The sequence below is a fragment of the Pseudomonas sp. FP2254 genome, assembly GCF_030687695.1.
GTDB lineage: Bacteria > Pseudomonadota > Gammaproteobacteria > Pseudomonadales > Pseudomonadaceae > Aquipseudomonas > Aquipseudomonas quebecensis.
The window spans coordinates 563,653-590,007 of sequence record NZ_CP117444.1; the positions used below are offsets into that span (position 1 = coordinate 563,653).

Here is a 26,355-nt window from a genome sequence, read left to right on the forward strand (position 1 = left end):
TGCCCCTCCACATTATTCTTGCCGTGCTCTTCAGGGTTTTGCGCGGGTCTCGTGCATACGCGCTAACTGACGTTCCAGCATCGACGGATACGGTTCCATCAGGCGCTCCACGCAGCTGGCGCCCTCGGGGCTGGCAATCGGGCGGATGCGGGCGCGCTGGCGAATCAGCGCGTCTTCACTGATCTTGCGCTCCACCAGCAGCAGGTTGCGGCTGTGCTGGGACAAGGCCAGCGCATCCTGGGCGATTTCAGTGAGCAGCAGGTCGATCTGACTCATGCCGAACAGATCTTCACCCACGGTCAGCCCCAACTGCAGTTGCAAGGTGATGCCGCTGTCGGCCACCTCGATCTGCAAGGCGTGGCCCAGGGCGCGCAGCAGCTCGCCGCAGCAGATGGCGTTGGTCAGGTAGTCTTCGCCGCTGTCTTCGCTGTGGAACAGCATCAACGTGCTGCCATCGTTCAGGGTATGCAGTTCGCTCTGGTACAGCGAGGCGGCCTGGTCGAGGCAGTCGCGGTAGCGTTCCAGCAATTCCGTGAGGCGCGCGCGGGGCAGGCGACGCAGTTGGTCCTGGGCACCCAGTTGCACGGCCAGCACGGCACTGTGCTGCGGTTCGGCGTTCTTCATCGGCGCTGCCTTCGGCGCGACGGCCGGGGTGCCGGCCGAGGTATCGCGCAGGTCGGCGAACGGGTCTTCGTCGTCCAGTTCGTCCTCTTCGGCGATGAGAGCCTTGCGCGTTACGGGCTTGAGGCCCGCCACCGGCGGCTTTTCGTCGAAGCCGGGGTCGCGCAGGTCGCGCACTTCGAACTCGGGTTCGTCGTCGTAATCGGTGTCTTCGAGCTCGGGTTCCGGCTCAATTTCCCGGACCACCGGCTCCGGGGCGAAGCTGGCGTGGAGCTGGCGCGCCAAGTCGCCGATTTCGTCCTGGCGGTCAGTGGCCGGAGTGTGTTCGTCGATGTCCCGCAGCCAGATGCGCAGTTGCATCAGCGGCGTGGAGATGTGCCGACCCAGGCGCAGGCTCAAGGCCAGCGCCAATGCCAGCAGAATCGCGCTCAGGATGCCCATGCTTTGCAGGCTGATGGTCATCGGCTGCTGGAATTGCTGCATGTCCAGGCTGATGCGCAATTGGCCGGCCTTCACATCCTGAAAGGTGATATTGCTCTGGTACAGGCCTTCGGCCTCACCCAACAGGCCGTTTTTCGGGCGCTGACCGGCTTCGGCCATGATCCGGTTGTCGACGCTGTAGATGGCGGCGTGAGCCACCAGCGGATTCTTGGTGAGGTTATTGAGCAGCACGTTGAGACTGAGGATGTCGTTGGACACCAGCAGCTCGGTCGCCGAGGTGGCGGTCTGGGTGGTCAAGCTTTCGCCCAGGGCGTCGGCTTGCTCGTGCATGGCCTGTTTGAACTGCAAACCCATCACGCAGGCGTAGATCACCAGGGCCAGGGCGACCAGGATCACGTTATGGCTGGCGATGCGTAATGCGATCGGTACACGGCGGTGGCGCAGTGCCCGGAAGATCAGCAGGAAGAAGTTGTCGGTTTTTACTGGCGTGGGCCGGTTCACTTGAGCTCGGCTCTTGGTCCGTGAAGTTGACGCGCAGTATAGCGACAGGCCCATGACCGGCAAAGCGTTGGCTGTGCCCGATGGTCACTGAAAGTGGGTAGAATGCGGTTTTTTTCCAGCCTGGGGGTGCGCCTTGCGCGAAATTGTCCTGATTAACATCACTGGGGAAGACCGCCCGGGTCTTACCGCCGCCATTACCGGTGTTCTGGCCCAGGGTGGTGTAAACATTCTCGACATCGGCCAGGCAGTGATCCACGACACCCTGTCGTTCGGCATCCTGGTGGAAATCCCGAGCAACGAACAGTCATCATCCGTGCTCAAGGACATTCTGTTTACCGCGTATAAGCTGGACCAGCAGGTGCGTTTCACGCCGGTCTCCGAAGCGGACTACCGGCAGTGGGTGGCCGGCCAAGGCAAGAAGCGCCATATCGTCACGCTGTTGACCCGCAAGGTCACCGCCGAACAGCTGCAGCGCGTCAGTTCCATTACCGCGCACTATGGGTTGAATATCGACCATATCGACCGTCTGTCGGGGCGCATGCCGTTGGACACGCCGGCCGACCAGGGCAAGGGCTGCATTGAGTTCTCCGTGCGCGGCGAACCGGCCGATCCGCAGGCCCTGCGGGCTGAATTCCTCAGTGTGGCCCAGGAACTGAACGTCGATATCGCCTTCCAGGAAGATTCGCTGTTCCGACGCAACCGTCGCCTGGCGGTGTTCGATATGGACTCCACACTGATCGAGGCCGAAGTCATCGACGAGCTGGCCAAGGCCGCCGGCGTGGGTGAGCAGGTCAGTGCCATCACCGAACGTGCCATGGCCGGTGAGTTGGACTTCCGCGCCAGCTTCAAGGAGCGTCTGGCACTGCTCAAAGGCCTGGATGTGAGCGTGCTGGATTCCATCGGCGCCTCCCTGCGCCTGACCGAGGGCGCCGAAACCCTGTTCGCCGAACTCAAGCGCCTGGGCTACAAGACTGCGATCCTGTCCGGCGGCTTTACCTATTTCGCCAAGCAGTTGCAGGCCAAGCTGGGCATCGACTACGTCTTTGCCAACGAGCTTGAAGTGGTCGACGGCAAAGTGACTGGCGTAGCGGTCGAGCCGATTGTCGATGCGCAGCGCAAGGCCGACTTGCTCAAGGAGCTGGCCCACAAGGAAGGGTTGCGTCTGGAGCAGACCATCGCGGTCGGCGACGGTGCCAACGATTTGCCGATGCTGGCGATTGCCGGGTTGGGCGTGGCGTTCCGGGCCAAGCCACTGGTCAAACAGTCAGCCAAGCAGGCAATTTCGACCTTGGGGTTGGACGGTGTGCTGTACCTGCTGGGCTTTCGCGACCGCGACGGCCAGCTCTGAGACTCAATGCGGTCAGAAATGTAGGAGGGGGCAACCCCCCTCTCACATTAGATCTCTGCAAATATCGGATCAGGCTTTCGGCAGGCCGATCCCCTGGCCCATCTGCACCGGCGAACCGGCCAGCAGCGCTTCTGACCACTGCACCTGATCCGGCCCGAACAGCACGATCGCGGTGGAGCCCAACTTGAAGCGTCCCAGCTCCGCACCTTTTTCCAGGTGGATCGGCGCGCGGGCGGCTTCGTCATAGCGGAAGGTTTTCAGCTCGCGCTTGGGTGGCGTAACCAGGCCGGCCCATACGGTTTCAATCGACGCCACGATCATCGCGCCCACCAGCACCACAGCCATCGGGCCGCGTTCGGTGTCGAACAGGCAAACCACCCGCTCGTTGCGCGCGAACAGCTCCGGCACGTTTTCGGCGGTGGTCTGGTTGACCGAGAAAATCCGCCCCGGCACATAGACCATCTCGCGCAGGGTACCGGCCAGCGGCATGTGCACGCGGTGATAGTCTTTCGGCGACAGGTAAATAGTGGCGAAATCGCCGCCCATGAACGGCGCGGCCATGGCTGCATCGCCGCCCAGCAGTTCCAGCACGCTGAAGCTGTGGCCTTTGGCCTGGAACACGCGGCCATGTTCGATCGGACCGAGCTGGCTGACCGCGCCGTCGGCGGGGCTCAGCACGGCGCCGGGGGTCGGGTCCAGAGGCCGCGCGCCGTCTTTCAAGGCGCGGGTGAAGAATGCATTGAAGTGCTCGTAAGCGGTCACGTCCTCGACCAGTGCCTGGGACATGTCCACTTGATAGCGCTTGGCGAACCAAGTGGTGAACGCATTCTTGAACCAGCGCACGCGGCACTCGGCCACGCAGCCGGCCAGGCGCGACAGCAAGTGGTGCGGCAGCAAATACTGGCTGAGGATAAACAACTGCTTTTTCATAACTGTCCTTAAACCTTAAGTCTTTTCAACGGGCGTATCGGGGTGATTGCCCCATTCGCCCCAGGAACCGGCATAACCTTTGACTCGCGGATAACCGAGCGCCTTGGCCACCAGATAGGTGAAGCCAGAGCGGTGGTGAGTCTGGCAATGGGTGATGATTTCTTTGTCGGGCGTCAGGCCCAGGTTTTCAAGAATCTGGGGCATATCGCGGCGGATGCGCAGGTTGCGCGCCTTATCCATGCCTTCAGTCCATTCGAAGTTGACCGCACCGGGGATGTGCCCGCCCTTGGCCGCGAGCACCTTCTCGCCGGAATACTCCAGCGGGCCGCGCGCGTCCCAGATCCCCAGGTCGGCAGCGCCGAGACGGCTTTGCAGGTATTCGCGCGTCGCAGTAGGGCCATCGTGCAGTGTGAGGCTGACCGGGCCGCCGGCCGAGGGGGGAGCGTCGGTGGAAACGGGCCGGCCGTCTGCTAACCATGCCAGCAGGCCGCCGTCGAGATAGTGGTATTTCTGGTGGCCGATCACGTCGAGCAACCAGATAAAACGCCCGGCCCAGCCGCCGCCTTCGTCGTCGTACACCACATAGGTAGCGTCCGGCGTGTGGCCGAGTTCGCCAAACAGCTTTTCCAGGTCCGCCTTGTTCGGCAGCAGGCCGGGAGCTGGCGGTTGGCCCAGTTGAGTGCGCTTCGGGTCGACGAAATGTGCGCCGGGGATATGCCCTTCGGCGTAGCGGGCGGCACTGGTGAGGTCCACCACAATCAGGTGTTCGGCACCCAGGCGACTGTGCAGGTCGGCGGATTCGATCACCAGCGGCAAGCCAGAGAAGTCAGGCATGTGAGGTCTCCTGGGCATAAAGGTCGGCGATAAGGGACGGCGATTGTAGCGCAAGCATCAGGCGCCGCGGTTGGTAAAGCCGTGCAGGGCCTTTTCGATGCATTGGGCGGTTTTGCCAAAGGCTTGCACGGTGGTTTCCGAGAATGGCCCACCGCCCTGGTCGGCCACCATCAGCATCACGACCTTGCCATTGCAGCTCAAGGAACGCAGCAGCAAGTGTTCGCCACTGAACAGGCGACTCAGGATTGGCGGCAGCAGCGCGGAGAACTGGGCGTGGTTGTCCGGCGTGAAGCGGACCTGGGCGGACTTTTCCAGCAGGCGCTGCAGCATCGTACTGTGCACCACGTCCAGGCTCAGGTTGGCGGCGTCCTTGGGCAAGCCGTCGACCTGGTGTACGCGCAAGGTGCTTTGGGCGCGGTCGGTCATCAGCAGCATCACCCGTTGCATACCGCTGGCGACCAGCGCCTCTTTGGCGCAGGTGGTCAGGTGCATGGCGTTGGCAAACCGGCTCGGTTCCATCAGCAGTTCGGTGCAGCGGCTTCGCCATACGGCCAGGGCTTCGGCGGTAGGGGGCGGAGCGGGCAGCAAGCCGCGATGGATCTTCTGCACATGCCACGGCCAGATCAGCGACAGCGCCGGATGCCAGAGATCGGGCATCAGCGCGGTGCGGGCGCTGGTTACGGCTTGTTGGTGGACTTGCTGCTGCACCTCGCCCAACGGTTGTTGCAGGTACAGGGCGGTGAGCAATTGCCAGCGCTGCGTGTGCGGGCAGGTCCAGGATTCCTGGGCGGACATTGCCAAGCCATTGGCCAGCAGTACGGTATTGGCCGGCTGGTTCAGCCAGCGGCGCAAGCCGGGGTCGGCGTCGAGCAATTGCTGTTGGTGCAGAGGATCTTCATCGCGGGCGACACGCAGCGACTTGACCAGCATGCGTTGCTCGTTCAGCAGCAGGGTGTAACCCTGGGAGACCCACATCGGCAAATGCCAGGCTTCGGTCAGGCCGATGCACAGGTCCAGCAGGCGCACGCCGAATAATTGCTGCTCGACCACGCGCGCCGACTCGCCCTTGTGGATAACCCGCAGTTCCCATTCTTCCAGCAGCTTGGGATAGGCCACTGCCATCGGCCACAGCGGCGACAGAAACAGCAGGCTGCCCCAATGAATGTCTTGCCACAGCCGCGCCAGGCGGCTGCCGAACAGGCCGTTGGCCTGCTGCGAGGCGTGTTGACTGACCAGCAACAGCTGGCGCAGCGCCGCTGGAATGTCCTGGGCGGGCACTGACGGCAAGCGCGCCAGTAATTCCTCGGCGCGCTTGAGGCCCAGGCGGTTGAGCGCCACCTCGAGGTTTTCCGCCGGCTCGGCCAGGCTGCCATGGGTATGGCTGTTGGCCTCGCGCATCACGCTGAGTACCAGGGCCGGGCTGTTTTGCATCAGCTCGGCAATATCTCGCAACGAACTGCGGCTGTCGCGAATGGCTTTGCATACGCGGTCATGGCTGGCCTGTGGAACAGGCAAGTGCACCTCGTCCAGACGCTTGATCCAGTCGGGGAGGGAGGCAGGTTTTGCAGTTGGGTCGGTTTTTTGTTTAGCCATGGTAGGGGCGCGATCATCACTTGCGGTCAACACGCCCGGAGCGGGCCGAACTGGCTTTTCGCCTTAACGGGCTATAGTCTGGCGCAGTTTTGCCGATAAGTAGAACAAGAGTTTTCCAGTTCCCCCAAATATGTCCATGAACCTGACGGCGCAAGTACTCATCTCCTATGGCTAAAATTATCGGCATCATCGTCGTCCTCGCGAGCGTGCTCGGCGGTTACGTCCTTTCCCACGGTAAAATCGCCGCGTTGATCCAGCCTTTCGAAGTGATGATCATCGGCGGGGCGGCATTTGGTGCATTCCTGCAAGCCAACCCTGGGTACATGACCATGCACGTGGTCAAAAAATCCCTGAGCATGTTCGGTTCGCGCTTCTCCCATACTTTCTATCTGGAAGTGCTGGGCCTGGTCTACGAGATCCTCAACAAGAGCCGCCGCGAAGGCATGATGGCCATTGAGGCCGATATCGAAGACGCCGCAGCCAGCCCGATTTTCGCCAAGTACCCGGCCGTGCTCAAAGACGAGCGCATGACCGCCTATATCTGCGATTACCTGCGCATCATGTCTTCCGGCAACATGGCGCCCCATGAGCTGGAAGGCCTGTTCGACATGGAATTGTTCAGCCTTAAAGAAGAGTTGGAGCACCCATCGCACGCGGTGACTGGCGTCGCCGACGGCATGCCCGGTTTCGGTATCGTGGCGGCGGTACTCGGTATTGTGGTGACCATGGCCTCGCTGGGCGAAGGTGACCAGGCGGCCATCGGCATGCACGTAGGTGCGGCATTGGTGGGTACGTTCTTCGGTATTCTCGCGGCCTACGGTTTCTTCGGCCCGCTGGCGACCTCCCTGGCCCATGACGCCAAGGAAGAAATCAACCTGTACGAATCGATCAAGGCCAGCCTGGTGGCGTCCGCCTCCGGCATGCCGCCTTCGCTGGCGGTGGAGTTCGGTCGCAAGGTGTTGTACCCCAAGCATCGCCCAAGCTTCGCCGAGCTGGAACAAGCGGTTCGCGGTCGCTAAGCCATGGAAAACAACCAGCCGATAATCATCAAGCGCGTCAAGCGCTTCGCTGCGGGGCACCATGGTGGCGCCTGGAAAATCGCCTTCGCCGACTTCGCGACGGCGATGATGGCGTTCTTTCTGGTGCTGTGGCTGATGTCTACCGCTACGCCGGAGCAGAAGATCGCCATCGCCGGCTACTTCAAAGACCCTATCGGTTTCTCGGAAAGCGGCACGCCCTTCGTGATCGACCTGGGCGGTTCGCCTCAACTGGCGCCTGAGCGCACGATCAACCCGGAAGTGAAGACCGAGGCACCCCAGGAGAAAATCCCGGTGGAGCGCGACACGGTCGAGGCCATGGCCGAGCAGGTCGAGCAGGAGCGTCTTGAGCTGTTGCTGCAGGAACTGCAAAACAAGGTTGAGGAAAACCCGCAGTTGCTGAAGTTCAAGGATCAGATTTCCTTCGAGATCACGCCGGACGGTCTGCGCATCCAGATCACCGACGCCGCCAACCGGCCGATGTTCGATTCCGGCAGTGCGCGGTTGAAGCCGTACTTCGAAGACATCCTGCTGGCCATGGCCGACACCATCAAAGCGGTGCCGAACAAAATCAGCATCAGTGGCCATACGGACGCCAAGCCCTATGCGGGCCAAGGCGACTTCGGCAACTGGGAGCTTTCGGCCAACCGCGCCAACGCGGCCCGTCGTGCCCTGGTGGCCGGCAGCTACCCGGATTCGCAAGTGGCGCGGGTGGTGGGTTTTGCCTCTTCGCAGCTGTTTGATGCGAAGGACCCGTTCAACCCGATCAATCGGCGCATCGACATCGTCGTGCTGACTAAAAAGGCCCAGCGCGCGATCGAGGGCGATCAACCCCCTCCGGCACCCACGCCGGGCGCCGGGGCGCCAGGGGAAGTGCCGACCGACCCGAACGCGATCCCGCCAGGAAAGGAGCCATTGCCGGCCCATGAACTGCGGCAGAGGTTGAATCTGTTTGACGATGGCGGTGTGAAAGACCCGACGGTGCCCAGAACGGGCTCTTAACCTGCATATGAAAAGGCCGCGATCATCGCGGCCTTTTCACATCTGCCTCGGCGGGCAGGGCGTCGGTCAGTAACTGCTTTCAGGCAAGCTTGCAATGATCGACCGATAGCTATTCATCCGCTGCTGTTGCACACGGCCATCTTCCAGGGCCTTGAGCAAGGCGCAGCCCGGTTCGCGGTCGTGCTTGCAGTCGCGGAAGCGGCAGGTCCCGATCAGGTCGTTGAATTCGATGAAGCCGGCTTCCACATCGCTGCGGCTGACGTGGCCGAGGCCGAATTCGCGGATACCCGGAGAGTCGATCAGCTCGCCACCGCCGGGGAAGTGGAACAGTCGCGCGGTGGTGGTGGTGTGGGTGCCCTGGCCGGACAGCTCCGACAGTGGCCCCACGCGGGTGTCCACTTCCGGCAGCAGGCTGTTGACCAGCGACGACTTGCCGACGCCGGACTGGCCTACGAACACGCTGATGCGCCCGTCCAACTGTTGTTGCAGTTGTTCCATGCCATTGCCGTGATGGGCCGAGACTTCCAGCACCGGGTAGCCCAGGGTGCGGTAGACCGCCAGCAACGCATTGAGCGCCGGGGCGTTCTGCTCGTCGATCAAATCGAATTTGTTCAACAGCAGCAGTGGGCGAATGCCGGCGTGCTCGGCCGCCACCAGGTAGCGGTCGATCAGGTTGGCATGGGGCTCGGGCAACGGAGCGAAGACAATCACGATCATGTCGACGTTGGCCGCCACCGGCTTGAGCTGGCCGCGACTGTCGGGGCGGCGCAATTCGGTGCTGCGTGGCAACTGGGCGACGATCACGCCGATCCCCTGGTTGCCGGCCCGCCATACCACACGGTCGCCGGTCACCAGCGCCGGCAGGTTGGCGCGCAAGTGACAACGGAACACCTGGCCGGCGAGTTCGCCTTCCAGCGCCTCGACTTCGACCTGCACGCCAAAGTGCGCGATCACCAGGCCCGTTTGTTCGGGGCCCAGGTCGCCGCCCTCGAGCGCTTCCACGGCGGAGGATTCACGTTTGGCGGCGCGGGCGGCGCGTTCACCTTGAATCTTTTCGATGCGCCAGTTCTGGCGACGGTTGAGCTGGCGTTTGGCCATTGGTGTTCCGTGTCGATAATGCAAAGGTTGGGTAAAACGGTCGCGAGTCTAGCACGGCCCCGCCTGCTAAACTGCGCAGCTACGCCAAGGTGCCAAGAGAAACGAGCCATGCAAAACCCACAGAACCTGATTTGGATCGATCTGGAAATGACCGGTCTGAACCCTGACACCGACGTCATCATCGAGATGGCGACGATTGTCACCGACAGCAACCTCAACACCTTGGCCGAAGGTCCGGTGATCGCCATCCATCACAGCGACGCGGTGCTCGCCACTATGGATGAGTGGAATACCCGCACCCACGGCAACTCCGGCCTGACCCAGCGTGTGCGCGACAGCCGTATCAGCATGGCCGAGGCCGAGGCCCAGACCATCGCCTTCCTGGAACAGTGGGTGCCCAAAGGCAAATCGCCGATCTGTGGCAACAGCATCTGCCAGGATCGTCGCTTCCTTTATACCCACATGAAGGCCCTGGAAAGCTATTTCCATTACCGCAACCTGGACGTGTCCACGCTCAAGGAACTGGCCGCGCGCTGGGCGCCGGAAGTCAAAGACAGTTTCCACAAAGGCAGCACTCACCTGGCGCTGGATGACATTCGCGAGTCGATTGCCGAGCTGCAGCATTACCGCAAGCATTTCATCAAGGCTTGAAACGGTTTCTTACCGTGTCCGGGCTTCCTGTGGTGAGCGGGCTTGCCCCGCGCTGGGCTGCGTAGCGGCCCCACTGCTGTTGCCGCATTTTTCCCTATAGATATCATCGCCAAGTATTTGGGGCTGCTGCGCAGCCCGGCGCGGGGCAAGCCCGCTCACTACAAGGATCGTCATCATGCTGCTGATGCTCTACCTCATTGCCATCACCGCTGAAGCCATGACCGGCGCCCTGTCCGCCGGCCGGCGCGGCATGGACTGGTTTGGTGTGGTGCTGATCGCCTGTGTAACGGCGCTGGGGGGCGGTTCGGTGCGTGATGTATTGCTGGGGCATTACCCGCTGACGTGGGTCAAGCACCCGGAGTACCTGGTGCTGACCTCCGTGGCTGCGCTGGTGACGATCTTTATCGCGCCGCTGATGCGACGTCTGCGCTCGGTCTTCCTGGCGCTGGACGCCGTGGGCCTGGTGGCATTCACTTTGATCGGCTGCATGACTGCCCTGGAAATGGGCCACGGCATGCTGGTGGCGTCGGTCAGTGGTGTGATCACCGGGGTGTTCGGCGGCATTCTGCGGGATATTTTCTGCAACGATATCCCGCTGATCTTCCGCCGCGAGTTGTATGCCAGCGTGTCGTTCCTCGCCGCCTGGTTCTACCTGCTGTGTCTGCACCTGGAACTGCCCGGCGAGCAAGCCATCCTGCTGACGCTGTTCAGTGGCTTTCTATTGCGCCTGCTGGCGATCCGCTTTCACTGGGAAATGCCCAAGTTCGTCTACAACGACGATGTGCACTAGCGTTGCGCGTGCTGCTTGAGTGCCCATTCCACATGCTCACGCACCAGCGCCGAGGGGTGCTCACGGCGCGCCTTCAAGGCTTCCAGCACCGGAATGCTTGATGGCGCATTGCCCAAGCCTACTGCCAGGTTACGCAACCAGCGCTCATAGCCGGCGCGGCGCAGGGGCGAGCCTTCGGTGCTGCTGAGGAATTTATCCTCGTCCCACATAAACAGTTCGGCCAGTTCTGCGTTATCCAGGTTATGCCGTGGCTGGAAATCGCCTTCGCCAGTGGCACGAGCGAAACGATTCCACGGACAAACGATCTGACAGTCATCGCAGCCGAATACGCGATTGCCGATCAGTGGGCGCAGGTCCTCCGGAATCGCGCTTTTGAGCTCAATGGTCAGGTACGAGATACAGCGCCGGGCGTCCAGCACATAGGGGCCGACGAAGGCGTTGGTGGGGCAGATATCCAGGCAAGCGGTGCAGCGTCCGCAGTGCTCGGTGCTATGGGGCGGGTCGACCGGTAAGGGCAGGTCGACGAACAGCTCACTGAGGAAAAAATAACTGCCGGCCTTGCGATTGAGTACCAGGGTGTTCTTGCCGATCCAGCCCAGGCCGGCTTGCTCGGCGATGGCCTTTTCGAGCACTGGCGCGCTGTCGACAAAGGCCCGAAAGCCAAAAGGGCCGATCTGGGCCTGGATACGGTCGGCCAGTTGCTGCACGCGTTTGCGGATCAGCTTGTGGTAGTCGCGGCCGAGGGCGTAGCGGGAGATGTAGGCTTTTTCCGGCTGGGCCAGCATGTGCGCCATATGGGTGTCGCCGGGCAGGTAATCCATGCGCAGCGACACCACGCGCAGGGTGCCGGGTACCAGTTCTTCGGGGTGGGAGCGTTTGCTGCCGTGGGCGCCCATGTAATCCATCTCGCCGTGGTAGCCGGCGTCGAGCCAGCGTTGCAGGTGCTGCTCATGCTCGGCCAGGTCCAGGCCACTGATGCCGACTTGCTGAAAGCCCAGCTCGCGGCCCCAGTCTTTGATCGATTGGGCGAGGGCGGGCAGATAGGAGGTAATAGCGGGCATGAGACACGGGAAACCACAGGTTAGATGCGTATAATTCTGCCAGACATCGGAGCTTGAAGACGCATGCCTCAGACAAAACACGAAATAACCGACGTTCAGCCACTATTACCCGGCCAATTGCCGCACCTGGCTGCGCGCTCTGCGGATGCCCATAAAGGCCAGTTCGGCCACCTGCTGGTCATCGGCGGTGACCTGGGCTTCGGCGGCGCTGCGCTGTTGAGTGCCGAAAGTGCCTTGCGCAGTGGTTCGGGCATGGTGTCCCTGGCGACGCGCCTTGAGCATGTGCCGGCTGCATTGGCCCGTTTGCCGGAAGTCATGAGCGTGGGTGTGAGTTCTGCCAACCAGTTGATGGGCTTGCTGGAAAAAATCTCGGTGATCGTTATCGGCCCCGGCCTGGGCGCTGCCGCCTGGGGCAAAAGCTTGTTATCGGTCGCGGCCAATGCCCGTCAGCCGCAAGTGTGGGACGCCGACGCGTTGAACCAACTGGCTGCCGGCGGTGTGAGCCTGCCGGCCAACTGCGTGATCACCCCGCACCCGGGCGAAGCGGCGCGTCTGTTGGGCTTGTCGACAGCCGAGGTTCAGGCGGACCGTCTTAAGGTGGCGCGCGCGTTGAGCCGGACATTCAACGCCGTCGCCATTCTCAAAGGCGCGGGTAGTTTGATTGCCAGCCCGGATGGACGGGTTTCCCGCTGCGATCAAGGCCATCCGGCGATGGCTACCGCAGGGCTGGGCGATGTATTGGCCGGTCTGGTCGGCGCGTTGCTGGCCCAGGGAATGCCTGCGTACGAGGCCAGTTGCCTGGCCGTTTGGCTGCACGCCACGGCAGGGGATCGACAGGGCACCTTGGGGCGTGGGCTTGCCGCCAGTGACCTGATCCCCGCCATTCGTCAATTGCTGGAGGAGCAGTCGCCATGCCTGAAGTAATTCTCTTCCTGGCCGATGAAGACGCCATGGTTGCGTTGGGCCATCGCCTGGCGCAACTGACGGCCGGTAACGGTCTGATTTTCCTGGAAGGCGACCTGGGGGCAGGTAAGACCACGCTGTCCCGTGGGATTATTCGCGGGCTCGGTCATGAGGGCGCGGTAAAAAGCCCGACGTTCACGTTGGTCGAACCTTACGAGATCGGCACGATGCGCGCCTTTCACTTCGACCTCTACCGCCTGGTGGACCCCGAGGAATTGGAGTTCATGGGCATCCGTGATTACTTCGATGCAGAGGCGCTGTGCCTGATCGAATGGCCAGATAAAGGCACAGGCTTTTTGCCAAAGCCTGACCTGACCATTACCATTACGCCGCATGAGCATGGACGTCAGCTGAAGTTGTTGCCCCAGAGCACGCGCGCCGAGTCGTGGTGTGCCGCTCTGGCTTTGGAATTCAAATAATTGGTGGGGTTAGGTATGCGCTTTCGCGCGTTGGTTGCTGTCGTAGGGGTGTTGCTTGCGGCAATGACTGTCAATGCTCTGGCTGCTTCACAGGTAAAGAGTGTGCGCCTGTGGCGAGCGCCGGATAACACGCGACTGGTGTTCGACCTGTCCGGGCCGGTCCAGCACAGTGTCTTTACCCTGGCGGCGCCCGATCGCCTGGTGATCGATATCAACGGCGCGACCCTGGCCGCGCCACTTAAAGTTTCTACCGCCAACACGCCGATCACCGCCATGCGCTCGGCGCAGCGTACGCCGACCGACCTGCGCGTGGTCATTGACCTGAAAAAAGCCGTGACGCCCAAGAGCTTCTCGCTGGCGCCGAATGCCCAGTACGGTAACCGCCTGGTGGTCGACCTGTTCGACAACGCCGCGGATGCCGCGCCGCCGCCCGCGCCGACGCCGAGCGTGGCGACCGTACCGGCGGTGCCGGTAAACCCGTCGCAGCCTCAGGTCAAGCTGCCACCGCCGCCGCCGGCACCGGCCGGCAAGCGTGACATTATCGTGGTCATTGATGCCGGTCACGGCGGTGAAGACCCGGGTGCCTCCGGTTCACGCGGCCAGCATGAAAAAGACGTGGTGCTGGCCATCGCTCGCGAGCTGCAGCGCCAGGTCAATGGCATGAAAGGCTACCGTGCCGAGCTGACCCGCACCGGCGACTATTTCATTCCGTTGCGCGGCCGTACCGAAATCGCGCGTAAGAAGGGGGCCGACCTGTTTGTGTCGATCCACGCCGACGCCGCGCCGTCGTCTGCGGCCTTCGGAGCATCGGTATTTGCCCTCTCGGATCGAGGCGCCACGTCCGAAACCGCGCGCTGGCTGGCCGACAGCGAAAACCGCTCCGACCTGATCGGCGGGGCCGGCAACGTGTCCCTGGATGACAAGGACAAGATGCTCGCCGGCGTACTGCTGGACCTGTCGATGACCGCCTCGCTGACTTCCAGCCTGAACGTCGGCCAGAAGGTGTTGAGCAATATCGGTCGTGTCACGTCGTTGCACAAACAGCGCGTTGAGCAGGCCGGGTTCATGGTGTTGAAGTCGCCGGATATCCCATCGATTTTGGTGGAAACCGGCTTTATCTCCAACGCCAACGAGGCGTCCAAATTGGCCAGCGCCAGCCACCAGCAGGCATTGGCGCGGTCCATCAGTGCCGGCGTGCGTCAGTTCTTCCAGCAGAATCCGCCTCCCGGCACGTATATCGCCTGGTTGCGCGACTCCGGGAAAATCGCCCAAGGCACGCGTGACCATCGCGTACAGCCCGGTGACACCCTGGCCATGCTGGCGGTGCGCTTCCAGGTATCGCCCGCGACCTTGCGCACTGCGAACAACCTGAAAACCGATGAATTGAAGGTCGGCCAGGTATTGACCATCCCCGGCACAGAATTGGCGGCACAGTAATGAGCGAAACAGTTCTCGGCAGCGGCTCGCGCATTGAATTGCTCAGCCCGCGCCTGGCCAACCAGATCGCTGCGGGCGAGGTGGTGGAGCGGCCCGCGTCGGTGATCAAGGAACTGCTGGAAAACAGCATCGACTCCGGCGCCAAACGTATTGATGTCGACGTGGAGCAGGGGGGGGTGAAGCTCTTGCGGGTGCGCGACGACGGCAGCGGCATCTCCTCCGACGACCTGCCGTTGGCGCTGGCCCGTCACGCCACCAGTAAGATTCGCGACCTGGAAGACCTTGAGCGCGTGATGAGCCTGGGTTTTCGCGGCGAGGCCCTGGCCTCCATCAGTTCCGTGGCACGCCTGACCCTGACCTCGCGCACCCGCGGCGCCGACCAGGCCTGGCAAGTGGAAACCGAGGGGCGCGACATGGCGCCTCGGGTCCAGCCGGCCGCGCATCCGGTGGGCACCTCGGTTGAGGTGCGCGACCTGTTCTTCAATACGCCGGCGCGGCGTAAGTTCCTCAAGGCCGAGAAAACCGAGTTCGACCACCTGCAGGAAGTCATCAAACGCCTCGCCCTGGCGCGTTTCGACGTGGCGTTTCACTTGCGCCACAACGGCAAGACCATCCTCAGCCTGCACGAAGCCAATGACGACGCCGCGCGCGCCCGTCGGGTGGCGGCGGTGTGCGGTGCGGGGTTCCTGGAGCAGGCACTGCCGATTGAAATCGAGCGCAACGGCCTGCGCCTGTGGGGCTGGGTAGGTTTGCCGACCTTCTCTCGCAGCCAGGCGGACTTGCAGTACTTCTTTGTGAATGGCCGCGCAGTGCGCGACAAACTCGTTGCCCACGCGGTGCGCCAGGCCTATCGCGATGTGCTGTTCAATGGACGGCATCCGACCTTTGTGCTGTTTTTCGAGGTCGACCCGGCGGTGGTGGACGTTAACGTCCACCCGACCAAGCACGAGGTGCGCTTCCGTGATGGGCGTATGGTGCACGACTTCCTTTATGGCACCCTGCACCGCGCGCTGGGCGACGTGCGCCCGGACGACCAACTGGCGGCGCCGATCGTGACGGCAGTGGTGCGCCCAAGCGGCCCCGAGGCCGGTGAGTTCGGTCCCCAGGGTGAGATGAGCCTGGCGGGCAACCTGCTGCAATCGCCACAGCCGCAGCCAGCCTACACGGCACCGGGCGGCGGCGCGGGGGCGGGTTATCAGTACCAGTACACGCCACGTCCACAATCGACGGTGCCGGTGGCCGAGGCTCAGGCAGCCTATCGCGAATTCTACGCGCCGCTGCCGGGTGCTGAGCCGAGCGCAGTGGCTCTGCCCGAAGGTGGCGGTGATATCCCGCCTTTGGGTTATGCGTTGGCGCAGCTCAAGGGCATTTACATCCTGGCGGAAAACGCCCATGGCCTCGTGCTGGTCGACATGCATGCCGCCCACGAGCGAATCATGTACGAGCGGTTGAAGATCGCCATGGCCAGCGAAGGTCTCAGCGGCCAGCCGTTGCTCGTGCCGGAATCGCTGGCGGTCAGCCAGCGCGAGGCCGATTGCGCCGAAGAACACCACGGGGTTTTTCAAAAACTGGGCTTTGAGCTGCAGCGCCTGGGGCCGGAAACCCTGGCGATCCGTCAGATCCCGGCGCTGCTTAAGCAGGCGCAAGCCAATCGACTCGTAGCCGATGTGCTGGCGGACCTGATGGAATACGGCACCAGCGACCGCATCCAGGCGCATATCAACGAACTGCTCGGCACCATGGCCTGCCACGGCGCCATCCGCGCCAACCGTCGGCTGGCGTTGCCGGAAATGAACGGGCTGCTGCGCGACATGGAAAACACCGAGCGCAGCGGGCAGTGCAACCACGGCCGACCGACCTGGACCCAGATGGGCCTGGACGATCTGGACAAACTGTTCCTGCGCGGTCGTTGATGAGTGCCTTGCCCCCCGCAATCTTCCTGATGGGCCCCACGGCCGCCGGCAAGACCGACCTGGCCATTGAGCTGAGCAAAGTGCTGCCATGCGAGCTGATCAGTGTCGACTCTGCCCTGGTTTACCGGGACATGGATATCGGCACGGCCAAGCCATCCAAGGCGTTACTCGCGGACTATCCGCACCGGCTGATCGACATCATTGACCCCGCGCAAAGCTACTCGGCGGCGGATTTTCGTACCGACGCCCTGGCCGCCATGGCCGAGATCACCGCACGGGGCAATATTCCCCTGCTCGTGGGCGGCACGATGCTCTACTACAAGGCTTTACAGGAAGGTCTGGCGGATATGCCGCCGGCCGACGCCCAGGTGCGCGCCGAGCTTGAAGACGAGGCTGCGCGCCTTGGCTGGCAAGCCCTGCATGATCAATTGGCGACGATAGATCCGGTGTCTGCGGCGCGTATTCATCCCAACGACCCTCAGCGCCTCACGCGGGCCCTGGAAGTCTGGCGCGTCAGCGGGTCGACCATGACCGAGCACCGGCAGCGTCAATCTGCGCAAAGTGCTGATGCAGGCGCTTCTGGACAGTCACAATTGCCCTATACTGTGGCCAATCTGGCCATCGCTCCTGCAAATCGCCAGGTGCTGCATGAACGAATTGCACAAAGATTCACAATTATGTTGGAACAGGGGTTTGTAGAGGAGGTCGTAGCACTGCGTTCCAGAGGTGACCTGCATCCAGGGTTGCCTTCGATACGTGCTGTAGGCTATCGCCAAGTCTGGGATCATCTGGATGGCAAGCTGACGTCAGCCGAAATGCAGGAGCGCGGCATCATCGCCACGCGCCAATTGGCAAAGCGCCAGTTCACCTGGTTGCGCAGTTGGAGCGATTTGCACTGGCTGGACAGCCTGGACAGCGACAATCTGTCACGCGCCTTGAAATACTTGGGAACGGTCTCCATATTGAGCTGAGTCCTTGCAATTGCCGTCTATCCTTGGGGGTGTGACGGTCTTAAGCTATTTTTTCCGATTTTTATTATTGATCCTTAAAGGAGTGCGGCACATGTCAAAAGGGCATTCGCTACAAGACCCTTACTTGAATACCTTACGTAAAGAGAAAGTGGGGGTTTCCATTTATCTGGTCAACGGTATCAAGTTGCAAGGTACGATCGAGTCGTTCGACCAGTTCGTGATCCTGCTGAAAAACACCGTCAGCCAGATGGTTTACAAACACGCTATCTCGACAGTCGTTCCCGTTCGCCCGATCCGCCTGCCTAGCGCAGCCGGCGACGAACAAGGCGACGCTGAGCCAGGTAACGCCTGATAGGAGTCTCCTTTGTTCTTTGAGCGCCACGGTGGTGGTGAGCGAGTGATCCTCGTTCACTTGGATGGACAGGACCCTGAGGCGCGCGAAGATCCGCAGGAGTTTCAGGAGTTGGCAAATTCGGCCGGCGCCGAGACCGTTGCGTTTTTTAACGTGCCGCGTCATCGGCCAACCGCCAAATACCTGATCGGCAGCGGCAAGGTCGAGGAACTACGCGACCTGGTCCACGCCGAAGAAGCCGATCTGGTGATCTTCAATCACACCCTCACGCCCAGTCAGGAACGTAACCTCGAACGTGTTTTCGAGTGTCGCGTGATCGACCGCACCGGCCTGATTCTCGATATTTTCGCCCAACGCGCCCGTACCCATGAAGGCAAGCTCCAGGTCGAACTGGCCCAGCTTGATCACATGAGCACGCGCCTGGTGCGTGGCTGGACTCACCTTGAGCGCCAGGGTGGTGGTATCGGCATGCGCGGCCCGGGTGAAACCCAACTGGAAACCGACCGCCGTCTGCTGCGGGTTCGCCTGCGTCAGATCAAGGGACGGCTCGAGAAAGTCCGCAGCCAGCGCGAGCAGTCGCGCCGTGGCCGTTCACGCGCGGACATTCCTACGGTGTCCCTGGTGGGCTATACCAACGCCGGCAAGTCCACGCTGTTCAACAACGTGACGAAGTCCGATGTGTATGCGGCCGACCAATTGTTTGCGACGCTCGATCCCACTTTGCGTCGGTTGGATCTGGCCGACCTGGGGCCGATCGTGCTGGCCGATACCGTAGGTTTCATTCGTCACTTGCCGCACAAGCTGGTCGAAGCATTTCGGTCTACGCTCGAAGAGTCGAGCAATTCCGACTTGCTGTTGCATGTGATCGATGCAGCCGAACCGGATCGCATGCTGCAGATCGAGCAGGTGATGCTGGTGCTGGGCGAGATTGGTGCCCAGGACTTGCCGATCCTCGAGGTCTATAACAAACTCGATTTGCTTGAAGGTGTAGAGCCGCAGATTCAGCGCGATGAGAACGGCAGGCCCCAGCGGGTCTGGCTGTCGGCGCGCGATGGCAGTGGCCTGGAGCTGCTTGAACAGGCGATTGCCGAGTTGCTCGGCAGTGATTTGTTTGTCGGCACCTTGCGCTTGCCCCAGCGTTTTGCTCGATTGCGTGCACAGTTTTTCGAGCTGGGCGCGGTACAGAAAGAAGAACACGACGAAGAAGGTGTCAGCTTGCTGGCCGTTCGATTGCCGCGCTCGGAGCTGAATCGGCTGGTCAGCCGTGAAGGTGTCGTACCGACAGAGTTCATCGAACAACACACTTTGCAATAAAAGCCTCCGAAAGCGGTTGTGCCGCAGTAGCAGGCATTCTGTAGCATTGGTCGGCGCGCCGTGGGTGCGTCTTTGCTTTATCAGATGGAGAGCGCTATGGCTTGGAATGAGCCGGGTGGCAACTCGAATAATCAGGATCCTTGGGGTGGTAAGCGCCGCAATAATGGCGACCGCAAGGGGCCACCGGATCTCGACGAGGCCTTCCGAAAGCTGCAGGAAAGCCTGAATGGGTTGTTCGGTGGTGGAAAAAAACGTGGTGGTGACGACGGCGGTCGCACGAGCAAGGGCGGTGGCTATGGCCTGCTGGGCCTGGGCCTTGTGGTGCTGGCGGCTGTCTGGCTGTACAGCGCGGTCTATGTCGTGGACGAGCAGGAGCAGGCCGTGGTGCTGCGCTTCGGCAAGTACTACGAGACCGTCGGCCCGGGCCTGAATATCTATTTCCCGCCTATCGACAAGAAGTACATGGAAAACGTCACGCGTGAGCGTGCCTATACCAAGCAGGGGCAGATGCTGACCGAAGACGAGAATATCGTCGAAGTGCCGCTGACCGTGCAGTACAAGATCAGCAACCTTCAGGACTTCGTGCTGAACGTTGATCAGCCGGAAATCAGTCTGCAGCACGCGACCGAAAGCGCCCTGCGCCATGTGGTGGGTTCCACCGCGATGGACCAGGTGTTGACCGAAGGTCGTGAATTGATGGCCAGCGAAATCAAGGAGCGCCTGCAACGGTTCCTCGATACCTATCGCACCGGTATCACCGTCACCCAGGTGAACGTACAGAGCGCGGCGGCACCGCGTGAAGTGCAGGAAGCCTTCGACGACGTGATCCGTGCCCGTGAAGACGAGCAGCGTTCGCGAAACCAGGCTGAAACCTACGCCAACGGTGTCGTGCCGGAAGCCCGTGGTCAGGCCCAGCGCATCATCGAAGACGCCAACGGGTATCGCGACGAAGTGGTGTCCCGCGCCAAGGGTGAGGCTGACCGCTTCACCAAGCTGGTGGCCGAGTATCGCAAGGCGCCTGAAGTGACCCGCGAGCGTCTGTACCTGGACACCATGCAGGAAGTCTTCAGCAACACCAGCAAGGTTCTCGTGACCGGCAGCAAAGGTGGGCAGAACAACCTGCTGTACCTGCCGCTGGACAAGATGATCGAGGGTGGTCGTAGCAACACCAGCGCGCCGTCCACCGGCTCCACTGCCGGTGCCAACGAAGCGAGCGCCCGTGCGGCCGCTGACTTGCTGCAACAGCAAACACGTACCAGGGAGAGTCGTTGATGAGCAATAAATCGCTGACCGCCCTGATTGTGGGCGTCGTCGTGGTCATCGCTGCCTGGAACTGCTTCTACATCGTGGCTCAGACCGAGCGTGCGGTGCTGCTGCAATTCGGTCGCGTGGTCCAGGCGGATGTCCAGCCGGGCCTGCATGTGAAAGTCCCCTACGTCAATCAGGTGCGCAAGTTCGACGCGCGCCTCATGACCCTGGATGCACCGACGCAGCGCTTCCTGACCCTTGAAAAGAAAGCCGTGATGGTTGACGCCTACGCCAAGTGGCGCGTCAAGGATGCCGAGCGCTTCTACACCGCAACCTCCGGCCTCAAGCAGATTGCCGACGAACGTTTGTCGCGTCGTCTGGAATCGGGCCTGCGTGACCAGTTTGGTAAGCGCACCCTGCACGAGGTGGTGTCCGGTGAGCGTGATGCCTTGATGGCGGATATCACGGCCTCGCTGAACAAGATGGCGGAAAAGGAGCTGGGTATCGAGGTGATCGATGTTCGGGTCAAGGCCATCGACCTGCCCAAGGAAGTGAACCGCAGCGTGTTCGAACGTATGAGCACCGAGCGTGAGCGTGAAGCCCGTGAGCATCGCGCCAAGGGTAACGAGTTGGCTGAGGGTATCCGTGCGGATGCCGATCGTCAGCGTCGTGTACTGCTGGCCGAAGCCTATCGCGAGTCTGAAGAGGCCCGTGGTGATGGCGACGCTCAAGCCGCGGCGATCTACGCCAAGGCCTACGGACAGGACCAGGAGTTCTACGCGTTCTACCGTAGCCTGCGCGCCTACCGTGAAAGCTTCGCCAACAAAACCGACGTCATGGTGCTGGACCCAAGCAGCGATTTCTTTCGCTACCTGGAAAAAGCCAAGTAAGCGCCTGTGACTAAGTAGGACGCACTCCGTCGGGCGGGTAAAACGCCTGGCGGGGTGATCCTTTCAGAAAACGGGTGTATGATGCGGCAGCCGGGAAATTCCCGGCTTTTTTGCGTCTGCATGTTTGATTCGGCAGGCGTGACAGGTTTTTCGAGGAAAGTGCCCGACGAGGCCGCTGGCAGGCCGTTCGTCACGTCGCTCTTGCGCGTGGTTTATGCAGGCGGCGGGCACTTTCTGCTTCACTCAAGGCTCGGCCGAGGGCTGGCCGCCCGGATCAAAGGGGAATGGCGTAATGGCAACGGTAGACCGCTGGCTGCTGCCAGATGGCATCGAAGAAGTACTGCCACCAGAAGCTGCGCGCATTGAAGTAGCGCGTCGCCAGGTGTTGGATCTGTTCCAGAGCTGGGGTTATGACTTTGTCGTGACCCCTCATATCGAGTACCTCGAATCCCTGCTGACCGGCGCGGGCCAGGACCTGGATCTGCGCACCTTCAAGGTTATCGATCCGCAGTCCGGCCGGCAGATGGGTTTTCGAGCCGACATCACGCCACAAGTGGCGCGCATCGATGCGCACACCCTGCGTCGCGAAGGTCCGAACCGTCTGTGCTACGCCGGCAGCGTGCTGCATGCGCAGCCACGTGCGTTGTCTTCCTCTCGCAGCCCGATCCAGCTTGGCGCTGAGCTGTACGGCGACGCCAGCCCGAGCAGCGATGTGGAAGTCATCAGCTTGATGCTGGCCATGCTGCAACTGGCCGACGTGCCGGATGTACACATGGACCTGGGCCACGTCGGTATCTACCGCGGTCTGGCCCGTGCGGCCGGTTTGTCCGGTGAAGTGGAGCAACAATTGTTCGATGCGTTGCAGCGCAAGGCCATCGATGAAGTGATCGCACTGACCGAAGGTGTGCCGGCCGACCTGGCCCGCATGCTGCGTGCGCTGGTGAACTTGTGCGGCGGCCGCGAAGTGCTCGCCGCCGCCCGTGAGCAACTGGCGAGCGCGCCGGCGGCGGTCCTGGCGGCATTGGATGACGTGCTGGCGATTGCCGAGCAGTTGTCGGCACGTTTCCCGCAGTTGCCGCTGTACTTCGATTTGGGCGAGCTGCGCGGTTATCACTACCATACTGGCGTAGTGTTCGCGGTGTTTGTTCCGGGTGTTGGCCAGGCCATCGCCCAAGGCGGTCGTTACGACGATATCGGCGCCGACTTCGGTCGTGCGCGTCCGGCCACCGGTTTTTCCACCGATTTGAAAACCCTGGTGACCCTGGGGCGTGCTGAGGTCGAGCTGCCGTCTGGTGGCATCTGGATGCCCGACAGTACGGACGCGGCACTCTGGCAGCAGGTCTGCCAGTTGCGCAGTGAGGGTCAGCGTGTCGTCCAGGCGTTGCCTGGGCAGCCATTGGCCGCCGCCCGTGAAGCGGACTGCGACCGGCAATTGATTCTGCAGAACGGGCTTTGGCAAGTATCGCCACTGGCTTCTTGAGTTTTCCTGCCGGCCATCGCCGGCACCAAGTTTGCGCGAATGAGGACAAGTGTTATGGGTAAGAATGTCGTAGTCCTGGGCACCCAATGGGGTGATGAGGGCAAAGGCAAGATCGTTGATCTGCTGACCGAACATGCTGCCGCCGTAGTGCGCTACCAAGGGGGTCACAACGCTGGCCACACCCTGGTCATCGATGGCGAAAAAACCGTTTTGCACCTGATCCCGTCGGGCGTACTGCGCGAAGGCGTGCAGTGTCTGATCGGTAACGGCGTGGTGGTTGCACCGGACGCCCTGCTGCGGGAAATCACCAAGTTGGAAGAGAAAGGCGTACCGGTGCGCGAGCGCCTGCGTATCAGCCCGTCCTGCCCGCTGATCCTGTCCTTCCACGTCGCGCTGGACCAGGCCCGTGAAAAGGCCCGTGGCGAGCTGAAGATCGGCACCACCGGTCGCGGCATCGGCCCGGCCTACGAAGACAAGGTTGCACGTCGTGGCCTGCGTGTGGGTGACCTGCTCAACATGCCGCGCTTCGAAGACAAGCTGCGTGAACTGGTGGATTACCACAACTTCATGTTGGTCGGTTACTACAAAGAGCCGGCCATCGAATTCGACAAGACCCTGGCCGAGTGCAAGGAATACGCTGAGCTGCTCAAGCCGCTGATGCTGGATGTGACCGCTGAGCTGCACGACCTGCGTCGCGCCGGCAAGGACATCATGTTCGAAGGCGCCCAGGGTTCGCTGCTGGACATCGACCACGGCACCTACCCGTACGTGACCAGCTCCAACACCACCGCAGGTGGCGTCGCTACCGGTTCGGGCGTTGGCCCGATGTTCCTGGACTACATCCTGGGCATCACCAAGGCCTACACCACGCGCGTCGGTTCGGGGCCATTCCCGACTGAGCTGTTCGACGCAGTGGGCGCCCACCTGGCCAAGCAAGGTCACGAATTCGGCGCCACCACCGGCCGTGCGCGCCGTTGCGGCTGGTTCGATGCCGTTATCCTGCGCCGCGCTATCGATGTGAACAGCATCTCGGGCATCTGCCTGACCAAGCTGGACGTACTCGACGGTCTGGAAACCATCAACATTTGCACCGGCTATAAAGATGCAAACGGTAACGATGTTGCACCGACCGACGCTGACAGCTACGTAGGCCTGCAGCCGGTGTACGAAGAAGTGCCAGGTTGGACCGAGTCGACCGTGGGCGCCAAGTCCCTGGAAGAATTGCCGGCCAACGCCCGGGCCTACATCAAACGCGTCGAAGAACTGATCGGCGCACCGATTGACATTATTTCGACGGGCCCCGACCGCAACGAAACCATCGTCCTGCGTCATCCGTTCGCTTGATAAGCTGTTGATCTGAAAAACAAAGGGCTTCTTCGGGAGCCCTTTGTCGTTTCTATCGGCCAAACGGCATGACCCTTGCTGTATTTCCTTCTTTCGCGGTGCTATCAATTTAATGGCACCCGTGGTGGAGGGATTTTCCGATGTCTGCCGTTCTTTCATTGTTACAAAGCCGTTTGTTGCGGCCGGTGTTCGTTACCCTAGGTATCGCTCTTTTGGTGCAAGTGTTGGTGGCCGTCGCGCTGACGCGGAGCACCGTCACAGCGTTGGAGGCCGATCTAGGCAGTCGCCTGGGGATCGACAGTCAAAAATTGTCGAACGAGCTGGCGCAGGCCGGCAAGGAAGTCACCTCCAGTCTCGACAGTCTGTCGTCCAGTACGCGCCAGCGCCTTACCAGCGGTTTGTCTTCGCGCTTGCAGGCAGAACAGAAGCAACTGCGTGCGACCCTGGAAAAAGACCTGCAGGATTCCGCCAATGATATGGCGCAATTGCTGGCATCGGTCGCCCCACGCGCCATGTGGGACAGCGATGTGCCTACGCTGTCCGAGTTTGCCCGTCGGGCCCAGCGCAATCCCAATGTACTGTTCGTGGTCTATGACGACGCGGCCGGCGAGCATTTGACGCGGTATCTGAATCGCGAAAATCCGATCAACAAGGCGTTGCTGGAAAAAGGCCAGGGCGATCGCGCCTTGGACAAGGTCCTCAACGCCGCCAGGAATGATCCGTCGGTGTACTACGTCGAGGCGTCCATCAGCCCTAATGGTGTAGAAATCGGCAAGGTGCTCATGGGGGTGTCCACCGCTTCGGTGGAAGCCGACTTGCAGGCGCTGGATAAGCGTTTTGCCGCCCTGATCGCCAGCGGTGACCAGCTGGTGGGTGACAGTCTCAAGGGCGCCGCGGCTGACAGTGCGGCCGCGATGGGCGCCAGGCTGCAATCGGCGCAGGCTACCGCCACCCAGATGACGGCCAATACCTCCAGTGTCGTGCAGGAAGCGGCCGGGACGTTGCGTTGGCGCATCGGCATGGGCCTGGCGCTGGTAGGGCTTGCGGTTCTGTTGCTGATTGCCGTGGTGCTCGGGCGACGCGTGGTCAATCGCCTCAAGCTGTTGATCGCCGCCATGGACGATCTGGCCGCAGGCGAGGGTGATCTGACCAAGCGAGTGCAGATCAACAGCAAGGACGAAATCGGCGCCATGGCTTCGGCGGTCAATCGCTTTGTGGATAAGTTACAGCCGATCGTGCGCGAGGCGGGTGATGTGGCTCAACGTACCGGCGTGGAAATCGGCGCCATGAGCTTGCGCAATGCCGGTGCCGATGCGGCGGCGGGCTTGCAGCGTGACGAAGTGGCCGAGAGTCTGCGCGCACTGTCGCAGATGGCTGACGAAGCCCAGGCGGAAAGCCACGCGATGCAGGCTGCGCTGCAACAGGTGGTGGACATTCGCCAGGCCACCGAGCAGAACTCGCGCACCTCTGCCGAGGTCGGCGGTTTGATTGAGGCGTTGGCAGGTCAGGTCGAGGCCGGTTCGCACGTGATCGAGCGCCTGGCGCAGCAGAGCGAGCAGATCGAGGTGGTGTTGACGGTGATTCATGGCATTGCCGAGCAGACCAACCTGCTGGCGCTTAATGCGGCCATCGAGGCGGCGCGTGCCGGCGAGACCGGGCGCGGGTTTGCGGTAGTGGCGGACGAGGTGCGTGCCCTGGCCAGCAAAACCCAAAGCTCGACCGGTGATATTCAGGCCCATATCGTGGCGCTGCAGCAGGGTGCCCGCGAGGCGGTGGAAACGATCGGCAAGGCCGGCCGTCAAGCCAACGAAGGCTTGCTGGTGCTGCGCGACAGCATGCGTCTGCAGCAAACGGTGCAGGCTTCGGTGGAACAGGTGCACGCGGCAATCGGGCTGGCCACCCGGGCCGCCGAGCATCAGGCCCAGGGCGCCCATGCGGTCCGCGGGCGGGTCGAGGTGATTCATGCCCAGGCCGAGCGTGCCGCCCAGGCGGTGGTGGAAACCACTGCCAGCGGCAAGGTGCTGGATGGGTTGGCGGCGCAGTTGAAGGCGAGTCTGGGGCAGTTTCGGGCTTAGCGTTGCCTGCAATACAACCTGTGGGAGGGGGGCTTGCCCCCC

23 protein-coding genes and 1 pseudogene are annotated in these 26,355 nt (G+C 61.9%); 18 read left to right on the forward strand and 6 right to left on the reverse strand.

Annotation, left to right across the window (positions count from 1 at the left end):
• Positions 1–30 precede the first annotated feature (30 nt).
• A complete protein-coding gene (locus tag PSH94_RS02395) occupies positions 31–1,563 on the reverse strand; it encodes an AhpA/YtjB family protein (RefSeq protein ID WP_305436333.1) in 1,533 nt (510 codons plus the stop codon).
• A 133-nt stretch (positions 1,564–1,696) separates the two neighbouring features.
• On the opposite strand from PSH94_RS02395, the gene serB reads away from it, so the two are divergent.
• Positions 1,697–2,911, forward strand: a complete 1,215-nt coding sequence (serB, locus tag PSH94_RS02400; protein WP_181080479.1) for a phosphoserine phosphatase SerB — start codon at positions 1,697–1,699, stop codon at positions 2,909–2,911.
• A 69-nt stretch (positions 2,912–2,980) separates the two neighbouring features.
• On the opposite strand, the gene asd is transcribed toward serB, so the two are convergent.
• From asd to PSH94_RS02415, 3 genes are read right to left on the reverse strand one after another with little or no spacing between them, the layout of a single operon-like run.
• Positions 2,981–3,841 carry an archaetidylserine decarboxylase gene (gene asd / locus PSH94_RS02405; protein ID WP_034095590.1) on the reverse strand — a complete coding sequence of 287 codons (861 nt, stop codon included), beginning with the start codon at positions 3,839–3,841 and terminating at the stop codon, positions 2,981–2,983.
• Between the two features lie 15 nt (positions 3,842–3,856).
• On the reverse strand, positions 3,857–4,675 hold the full coding sequence (locus PSH94_RS02410; protein WP_305436335.1) for a rhodanese-like domain-containing protein: 819 nt from the start codon (positions 4,673–4,675) through the stop codon (positions 3,857–3,859).
• Between the two features lie 57 nt (positions 4,676–4,732).
• Positions 4,733–6,268, reverse strand: a complete 1,536-nt coding sequence (locus PSH94_RS02415; protein WP_181080477.1) for an HDOD domain-containing protein — start codon at positions 6,266–6,268, stop codon at positions 4,733–4,735.
• 167 nt (positions 6,269–6,435) lie between these two features.
• On the opposite strand from PSH94_RS02415, the gene motA reads away from it, so the two are divergent.
• Together motA and motB are read left to right on the forward strand one after the other, a co-directional pair.
• Positions 6,436–7,287 (forward strand): flagellar motor stator protein MotA, encoded by an 852-nt coding sequence (gene motA, locus PSH94_RS02420; RefSeq protein ID WP_181080476.1) that lies wholly within the window; start codon positions 6,436–6,438, stop codon positions 7,285–7,287.
• Between the two features lie 3 nt (positions 7,288–7,290).
• Entirely contained in the window at positions 7,291–8,307 is a 1,017-nt protein-coding gene (motB, locus tag PSH94_RS02425) for a flagellar motor protein MotB (protein ID WP_181080475.1), read from the forward strand.
• Between the two features lie 66 nt (positions 8,308–8,373).
• Here the strand turns inward: motB and rsgA are convergent, their stop codons facing one another.
• On the reverse strand, positions 8,374–9,405 hold the full coding sequence (gene rsgA / locus PSH94_RS02430; RefSeq protein WP_034111514.1) for a small ribosomal subunit biogenesis GTPase RsgA: 1,032 nt from the start codon (positions 9,403–9,405) through the stop codon (positions 8,374–8,376).
• A 108-nt stretch (positions 9,406–9,513) separates the two neighbouring features.
• Between rsgA and orn the strand changes: the two genes are divergently transcribed.
• Positions 9,514–10,056 carry an oligoribonuclease gene (gene orn / locus PSH94_RS02435; protein WP_034095596.1) on the forward strand — a complete coding sequence of 181 codons (543 nt, stop codon included), beginning with the start codon at positions 9,514–9,516 and terminating at the stop codon, positions 10,054–10,056.
• Between the two features lie 172 nt (positions 10,057–10,228).
• The gene (locus tag PSH94_RS02440; protein WP_181080494.1) at positions 10,229–10,846 is read left to right on the forward strand and encodes a trimeric intracellular cation channel family protein; all 618 of its coding nucleotides are present in this window, start codon (positions 10,229–10,231) and stop codon (positions 10,844–10,846) included.
• Here the strand turns inward: PSH94_RS02440 and queG are convergent.
• Positions 10,843–11,907 (reverse strand): tRNA epoxyqueuosine(34) reductase QueG, encoded by a 1,065-nt coding sequence (queG, locus tag PSH94_RS02445; RefSeq protein ID WP_305436339.1) that lies wholly within the window; start codon positions 11,905–11,907, stop codon positions 10,843–10,845. The two genes, PSH94_RS02440 and queG, sit on opposite strands and share 4 nt — an antisense overlap.
• Positions 11,908–11,970: 63 nt before the next feature.
• Between queG and PSH94_RS02450 the strand changes: the two genes are divergently transcribed.
• The 13 genes and pseudogenes from PSH94_RS02450 (at position 11,971) to PSH94_RS26000 (ending at position 26,313) form a co-directional block, all read left to right on the forward strand.
• Positions 11,971–12,831: an NAD(P)H-hydrate dehydratase gene (locus PSH94_RS02450; RefSeq protein ID WP_305436341.1), complete on the forward strand. Its 861-nt coding sequence runs from the start codon at positions 11,971–11,973 to the stop codon at positions 12,829–12,831.
• Positions 12,819–13,289: a tRNA (adenosine(37)-N6)-threonylcarbamoyltransferase complex ATPase subunit type 1 TsaE gene (gene tsaE / locus PSH94_RS02455; protein ID WP_181080472.1), complete on the forward strand. Its 471-nt coding sequence runs from the start codon at positions 12,819–12,821 to the stop codon at positions 13,287–13,289. The genes PSH94_RS02450 and tsaE overlap by 13 nt, the downstream gene beginning before the upstream one ends.
• Before the next feature lie 15 nt (positions 13,290–13,304).
• A complete protein-coding gene (locus tag PSH94_RS02460; RefSeq protein ID WP_181080471.1) occupies positions 13,305–14,726 on the forward strand; it encodes an N-acetylmuramoyl-L-alanine amidase in 1,422 nt (473 codons plus the stop codon).
• Complete coding sequence (gene mutL, locus PSH94_RS02465; protein WP_181080470.1) at positions 14,726–16,639, forward strand: DNA mismatch repair endonuclease MutL; 1,914 nt, start codon at positions 14,726–14,728, stop codon at positions 16,637–16,639. Before PSH94_RS02460 ends, mutL begins: the two co-directional genes overlap by 1 nt.
• Positions 16,639–17,610 carry a tRNA (adenosine(37)-N6)-dimethylallyltransferase MiaA gene (gene miaA / locus PSH94_RS02470; protein WP_181080493.1) on the forward strand — a complete coding sequence of 324 codons (972 nt, stop codon included), beginning with the start codon at positions 16,639–16,641 and terminating at the stop codon, positions 17,608–17,610. The genes mutL and miaA overlap by 1 nt, the downstream gene beginning before the upstream one ends.
• A gap of 91 nt (positions 17,611–17,701) precedes the next feature.
• On the forward strand, positions 17,702–17,962 hold the full coding sequence (gene hfq / locus PSH94_RS02475) for an RNA chaperone Hfq (RefSeq protein WP_003188059.1): 261 nt from the start codon (positions 17,702–17,704) through the stop codon (positions 17,960–17,962).
• 12 nt (positions 17,963–17,974) lie between these two features.
• Positions 17,975–19,276, forward strand: coding sequence for a ribosome rescue GTPase HflX (gene hflX, locus PSH94_RS02480; RefSeq protein ID WP_181080469.1), 1,302 nt, complete (start codon positions 17,975–17,977; stop codon positions 19,274–19,276).
• Between the two features lie 96 nt (positions 19,277–19,372).
• On the forward strand, positions 19,373–20,548 hold the full coding sequence (gene hflK / locus PSH94_RS02485) for an FtsH protease activity modulator HflK (protein WP_305436346.1): 1,176 nt from the start codon (positions 19,373–19,375) through the stop codon (positions 20,546–20,548).
• Positions 20,548–21,414 carry a protease modulator HflC gene (hflC, locus tag PSH94_RS02490; RefSeq protein ID WP_034095607.1) on the forward strand — a complete coding sequence of 289 codons (867 nt, stop codon included), beginning with the start codon at positions 20,548–20,550 and terminating at the stop codon, positions 21,412–21,414. The genes hflK and hflC overlap by 1 nt, the downstream gene beginning before the upstream one ends.
• Positions 21,415–21,706: 292 nt before the next feature.
• The gene (locus PSH94_RS02495; RefSeq protein WP_181080467.1) at positions 21,707–22,894 is read left to right on the forward strand and encodes an ATP phosphoribosyltransferase regulatory subunit; all 1,188 of its coding nucleotides are present in this window, start codon (positions 21,707–21,709) and stop codon (positions 22,892–22,894) included.
• 54 nt (positions 22,895–22,948) lie between these two features.
• Entirely contained in the window at positions 22,949–24,238 is a 1,290-nt protein-coding gene (locus tag PSH94_RS02500) for an adenylosuccinate synthase (protein ID WP_181080466.1), read from the forward strand.
• 1,115 nt (positions 24,239–25,353) lie between these two features.
• Positions 25,354–25,407, forward strand: a pseudogene (locus PSH94_RS25995) (hypothetical protein); the annotation flags it as partial.
• Positions 25,408–25,608: 201 nt separating this feature from the next.
• Positions 25,609–26,313, forward strand: a complete 705-nt coding sequence (locus PSH94_RS26000) for a methyl-accepting chemotaxis protein (RefSeq protein ID WP_370694757.1) — start codon at positions 25,609–25,611, stop codon at positions 26,311–26,313.
• The last annotated feature ends 42 nt before the right edge of the window (positions 26,314–26,355 follow it).